Below are 5,974 nucleotides of genomic sequence, written 5' to 3' on the forward strand. Positions count from 1 at the left end.
CGCGGAACAGACCCGTAGGGGCGACCCGTAGGACGAGTCCTCTGCGGTCGCCCGCGGGCGGGGGCGGAGCCCTGCCCCTACAGCTAAGAAACCTGTAAAAGTAAACCGGCGTCGCTCGCGGCAGTAGCCTTTAGAACTGAAACAGACTCCCGTCGCGACTAAGTGTGGAGCTTCAAGCTCCCGGGGTGTAGCGCAGCCTGGTAGCGCACCTGAATGGGGTTCAGGTGGTCGGAGGTTCGAATCCTCTCACCCCGACCAGGGGGGCCTAACAGGCCCCCTCTTTGCAGGAAAGCGGGGACGCGGGACCGATGGACGTTGACCGCGCCGCCCTTTAATCATAGAATTCCGCCGAACGGGACGCCTAGAAATCCCCTGGCAGGCGGGGGGGATCTTTTACATCGAGGAAGGGATATGTTCTGTCCGAATTGCGGCGGCGAGGTTTCCGAGGGCGCGAACTACTGTCCGAAATGCGGTCATCCGGTGACGCAGACGCCGACCCCGGCGGACTCCACCGGGCAGCCAAGGCCGACGGCCGCCGCACCCGCGCGGCCCGCCGCGCAACCGTTGAAAACGGAGGCCAAACCCGGCCTGACGGTCTCGAAACTGGACGAGGGCGGATGGGCCCGGATCGTGTTTTCGCTCGGGTTCCTCGGGCTGCTGTTCATCGCCTTCACCAACTTCAGCGTGCCCATTTCCGGAGTCGTGGGTTACCTGACGCCGCGCATTTATGGCTACGGAGCGGCGAAATCCGTGCTCGGCATCCTCTTCGGCGGCGGAATGGTTGCGATGGGCTTCATCTTCAAGGAACAGATGAAGGACCTGCTTTCCGACCTTGAGGTACTGTTGGTGGGCGGCGGGATAGCCCTTGCCGGGATACTGATGCTCATCCCCGGCGGCATGGGCGGCTTCGGCTGGTTCATCTTTCAGGTCCTGATCGGGGCCGTTCTCGGCGGCGTCGGGTTCATGCTGTTGAAGATTTCGATGATTTTCACCGATAACAAGCTCGAAGCGATCTCCTCCAAGGTCGTCCCCTTCGCCCTGTTGGTGTTCGCCGCGTTCACGATCGTCTCAGGTGTCGGAACCCTGTTGAGCTTGGGGTTCCTGATGTACGACCTGCCCCAGGTGTTCCTCATCATCTCCAGCATCGCCGGTCTGTTGGGGGTGCTGGGCTTCGCCGGCGCCACCGTCCTGCGCCTGCTGGGCATCGAGCCGGGGCGCTGAACCGCCGCAAGAAAAACGAAGGGAGCCCCCTCGGCTCCCTTTTTTTGACTCAAGGGGTTAAACCGAGCGAAGCGAGCTACGCCCCCGGCGAACCGCGCTATGCCCCCGGCAAACCGAACGAAGTGAGCTACGCCTCCAAGGCAGCCCGCCGGCGGCACTCCGAGCCTCTCGGACGCCCGCAGGTAGATTTCCGGATCGGGCTTGTTGTTGGACACGTCGGCCGAGGTGAGGACGACCGCGAAGTAAGGGCGGAGCCCGAACCGGTCCAATACGGCGTTCACCGAGTCGGGATGGGCGCTAGAGGCCAGGGCCACCGGCATCTCCCGGCTCAACCGGCGGACCAGCCCCTCGACGCCCGGCCGCAACTTCATCCGGTCGCGGATGAACTTCGTGTAGAGCTCGTTCTTCGCCCGCCGTATTTCTTCGACAGGGGTCTCGATGCCGTACCGCTTGAGGTGATCCGACAGTCTCCCCTGACCGATCCAATTCTCGATGAAATCCTCGCGGGTGAGGTTATGACCGTATCCGGCCAGAATCTCGGCGTAGGCCTCGAACTGGAGCGGTTCGGAGTCCACCAAGACGCCGTCCAGGTCGAAGATGACGGCCTCGATCATTTCAGCGGTATCCCCCCTGCCGCGGCGCGCGCGCCCCTCCCGGCCGCTTCGCGGACAGAACGGGCCACCAGCCTTAATTAGGAAAGCATTATATCAGAAAACGGGTTCCCGGAAAAAGGAGGGATCGTGGTGAATCACCGGCAAAAGGGAAAAAAGGGGGGCCTCGGAAAGCCCCCTCGAATCGAAACGGATTTAATGCCGTCGGTAAAAAAGCGCGAAGCTGATTAATGCCGCCTGCAAAACGAAGCGAAGTAATGCCCCCGGCGACTCGAGACCGTCACTTCAATTTATTTTAATGGCGGGATCGCCTGGGCCAAAGGGACAGCGCCGGTATCTCCCGGAGGTCAGTTCACATTCATGGAATAATCCAGGAAGCGGTCCCAGTACTTGTTGGTCTCGTCGGCCCAACTGAAGTAGGCGTCCACGAAGACCTTGAGCGCCGCGTAATCCTTCATGCCGTCGGCCAGGATGGCGCCGTTGATTACGGACACCTGGCTGCGGGGGTTGACCTGCACCGACCGGAGGAAATACTGGAGGGCCTTGGGGTTGTCAACCTCCCACAGGGAGAGGGCGACCTTCTGGTACGCCCGGTCGGAGAGGTCCGTGACCGTCAGGATGTGGCTCCAGGTATCGAGAGCCTGCTTCGCGTACGCCTCGGAAAGGGCGGTGAGATTGCCGACCTCCGTGGGGTCCGCCGACGCCGCGGCCTGTTTGGTGTACAGGCCGGAGAGGCGCTCGCAGGTCTCGGCCACGCTCACCCAGCCGGAGACGAAGCCCGGGTCCACCTCCACGGATTTTTTGTAGTACTCCAGGGCCATGTCGAAGTAATTCTCGACGAGGGCGGGGTCGGTGGAGAACTTGATGTAATCCTCGGTGCCCAGGGTCCAGCCCTCGGGGGCCAGGTCCGGGTCGTTGAGGTAATCTATGTTCTGCTCTATCTGGCTGGCGGCGAAGAAGTAGGCGTTGCCGCGGCGGAGCCAGCCGAGCTGCACGCCGGGCTTGAGGCCGGTCGCCTTGTCCAAAAGCTCGAAGGCCGTCTCGAAGTTCTTCTCGAAGTACAGGACCTTGGCGTATTCGACCAGGGTGATGTAGAAGTTGGGGTCAACGGACATCGCCTCGTCGAAGAAGGATATCATCTTGCCCGAGTGCCCGGCGGAGATGGCCCTTCCGAGCCACTGGAAGGCATCCAGGTTGTTGGTTATGGGCTCGGCCCAGTAGCTCTCGGTGCCGGGACGCTCGTAGAGGCCGAACTCGTTCATGATGTCGTGGGAGAGATCGCGGCACAGGGTGGGCAGCTCCTCGTAAAGACCGGTGCGCTCGAAGACGGCCACCTCGGTAAAGGGCTCGTCGGCGGTGAGCACGCGGAGCTTGACGTAGACCTCATCCACCGACGGCTTGTCGAAGGAGCCCACTATCATGTAGTCGGCGTTGAAGGCCCGGTTCAGATCCTTGGCGTAGTTCGGATCGAGGGAAACCAGGTCTAGCTTGGCCTCGCCCTGGGCGCTGTCCGGGTCGAGGCTGTAGCGGATCATGTAGAGGTCCTGGAAGTTCTTTAAAAGCTCGCTCCGCTCCACCATCCAGAGGTTTGAGCACTGCATCAGATCGAAGTTGATGGCGATGGCGATGCCGGCGCCGATCCACTTGACGAGCCGCTTGGCGGGGATGCCGTCCGGCCCCACGTAGACCTCCTCGTTGGAGTCGTAAGTCATGTCCAGGTCGAAGACGAGCCACTTCGTCATCCTGGGGGTGGCGACGTCGGTATCGGTGGATATGGCCAGCGGGCCATCGGTCTCCTGGGCTGATACGGCGATCGGCAGGAGCGCGGCCGCGATGATTATGAACCACTTCCCCATCGGAACCTCCTCGGAACCGTCCCAGGCGCGGGATCGTGCCGGACGGTCATTAGTTTTTTGCCGGGGGCATAGCTCGGTGTGCCGGGGGCATAGCTCGCTTCGCTCGGTTCGCGGGGCCTTCCCGCCATGCCCGACCCACCTGACGCCGTAAAAAAGCCTGTGGCGCTCAGCCGGGTTGTTTGCGTGACTGGCGGCCGTTGGATGGATACGTCGGAGAGTGGGAGACGGTTCCCCGCCAAGCCCAAGGGGTCCGCCACCTTTCCGCGGGTGGCGTGGGAATTTCCCTAGGGGATTGGGCGGGTTCTTTAAGAGCGAACTTGGTGTATCTTATCGGTGCGGTTGTGGGTTGTCAAGGGTGCGCCGGTCAGGGGGAGACGCCGGCCAGCTCCGCCGTCAGGGCGTCTATGCACTCCACGGTGTCCGTATCCCCTGCCTCCAGGGCGCCCTCGCGGGCGATGGACCAGACCTTCCGGGCGTTCTCGCGGCTGACCTCGGCCCCCGTGGGATCGTCGGCGTAGGCCGCCCGGAAGTAGTCGGCGTAAACCCGTCCGGAGAGGACGCGGACCTCGATGCGCTGGAGGTCGTCGGCGATGTTGTAGGCTTCGGCCATGGCCACCACGGCCCGGTTGCGCACGTGCAAGAGGTGCTCGTAGTCCACGGGGTTCTTGGTGTAAAGGCTGAAGGCGTCGGCGGCGGCCAAGAGGAGGGGGAGCCGCTCCGGGCCCGTCATCCGGTTCCCCAGCTCCACCGCCCGCCAGAGGTAATCCGCGTTCGACAGCTCGCGTCCGAGGTCGCAGAGCACCATCCCGAAGGCCAGGAGGTGGTCATCCCCCAACCCCATGTTCAACAGGTCAATGGCGTCCCAGACCGCCTCCTCGAGCTCGCCCTTCTGTTTGGCCAGGTTCATCCGGGCCTGGAGGTAGATCACGAAGCGGCCGGAGTCGAGCTGGGCCCTCCAGGCCAGCTCGTACGCCCGCACGGCGGGTTCGAGTCGGTCCGCCCTCTCCAGGGCGGTGCCCGCGGCACCGGCCATGGCCGCCACCCGCGACGGGTTGGCCCCGGCCTCCTTGGCCCGCGCCAGGAGATCCAGACCGAGATCCACGTCCACCATGCGGATGAAGGCCGTCTCGGCGGCGGCGAGGAGATTGGGACCGGTCTCACCGGAGGCGAGGAGCTCGTCTATCCGCCGGCGACCCTCACGGCTCTCCTCCTCGGAGACGGGCTCCCCGCGGTAGACGGCCTCGGTTATCTCGCCGCTCTGGATGAGCTGAAGGGCCTCGAGCTGGGCCTCGGCGTAGAGCTTGATCGGCCCCACGGGTTGGGGGATTTCCAGGGTGAGGTCGTACCAGGTGCTCGCGTCGGAGTAGCGCCCCCGGATGCGCTCCAGATCGGCCAGCTTCACCGCCGCGTAGGCCCGGCTGATGACCCCCTCGCCGCCGTAATCGGGCAGGGCGTCGCTCTGGTAGGCCTCCAGCCAGAGGTCCTTCGCCGGCTCGTAGAGACCGTAGAGGACCAGGACCTCGGTCAGGTCCGCCACCGCCCTCTCCCGGGGGGTGACCAGGTCACCGAAGGGGAAGTTACCGGAAACCGCGTCGTAGGCGTTCCTATATTCGTAAACCAGGGCGGGCACGGGGGGGTCTTCGAGGGACAGGACCAAGGACATGGCGGCGTCGTGGTAATCCACCAGACCGTTCCAGGCCGCCTGGAATCTCTCCTGGGGGTAGGGGCTCTCCTCGGCGACTTCGATGAAAACCGCGGCGGCTTCCGCGGAGCGCCCCAGCATGTGCAGACAGAAGGCTTCGGCCAGGCCGAGCTGGAGGTCGGGTGGGACGCCCGTCTCGGCGGTGAAGCGTTCCAGGGCGGCGGCGTGGTTCCCGGCGGCGGCCAGGCAGAAGGCCAGAGCCACGCGCTGGCGCAGGGTGCCGAAACCGCGATCGAGGATGGCCTGGAGCTGCGCGGCGGCGTCGGCGAACCGGGAGTTCCGCAGCGCCGATACCAGGGCCTCGTACTCCGACGGCGTGCCCAGGGAGGCGTCGGCGTAGATGAGCTGGCGGGCCTTCTCGGCGTAGAAATCGGTGGCCGGGTCGGCGAGAGCGCCCGCCGCCAGCGCGCAGAGGACCAGAATTACCGGACCGCACCTGTTGATCACTTGACCTCTTCCTCCTCCATGCGCCGGATTACGACCCTCCCGACGTCGGGCTCCACCGCGAGGACGACCGCGCGGACGAAGGGGACCAGGAGCTCCCCGCCCCCCGGCGTCTCGATGACCAGCACGTCGGCGGCCCC

General features: G+C 64.6%; 4 protein-coding genes and 1 tRNA gene. 3 read left to right on the forward strand and 2 right to left on the reverse strand.

What is annotated here, in order from left to right; all coding sequences use genetic code 11:
* The first annotated feature begins 181 nt into the window (after window positions 1-181).
* The 3 genes from NTW26_11080 to NTW26_11090 all read left to right on the forward strand — a co-directional run bounded on the left by NTW26_11080 (window position 182) and on the right by NTW26_11090 (window position 1,916).
* Window positions 182-258, forward strand: a tRNA-Pro gene (locus NTW26_11080).
* 153 nt (window positions 259-411) lie between these two features.
* Window positions 412-1,221, forward strand: coding sequence for a zinc-ribbon domain-containing protein (locus NTW26_11085; protein ID MCX7022795.1), 810 nt, complete (start codon window positions 412-414; stop codon window positions 1,219-1,221).
* A gap of 122 nt (window positions 1,222-1,343) precedes the next feature.
* A complete protein-coding gene (locus NTW26_11090; protein MCX7022796.1) occupies window positions 1,344-1,916 on the forward strand; it encodes a hypothetical protein in 573 nt (190 codons plus the stop codon).
* Between the two features lie 263 nt (window positions 1,917-2,179).
* On the opposite strand, the gene NTW26_11095 is transcribed toward NTW26_11090, so the two are convergent.
* The gene (locus tag NTW26_11095; protein ID MCX7022797.1) at window positions 2,180-3,688 is read right to left on the reverse strand and encodes a hypothetical protein; all 1,509 of its coding nucleotides are present in this window, start codon (window positions 3,686-3,688) and stop codon (window positions 2,180-2,182) included.
* Window positions 3,689-4,052: 364 nt separating this feature from the next.
* Complete coding sequence (locus NTW26_11100; GenBank protein ID MCX7022798.1) at window positions 4,053-5,837, reverse strand: hypothetical protein; 1,785 nt, start codon at window positions 5,835-5,837, stop codon at window positions 4,053-4,055.
* Window positions 5,838-5,974: the final 137 nt, after the last annotated feature.

The organism is bacterium (assembly GCA_026398675.1).
In the GTDB taxonomy this organism is placed as follows: Bacteria; RBG-13-66-14; RBG-13-66-14; order RBG-13-66-14; family RBG-13-66-14; genus RBG-13-66-14.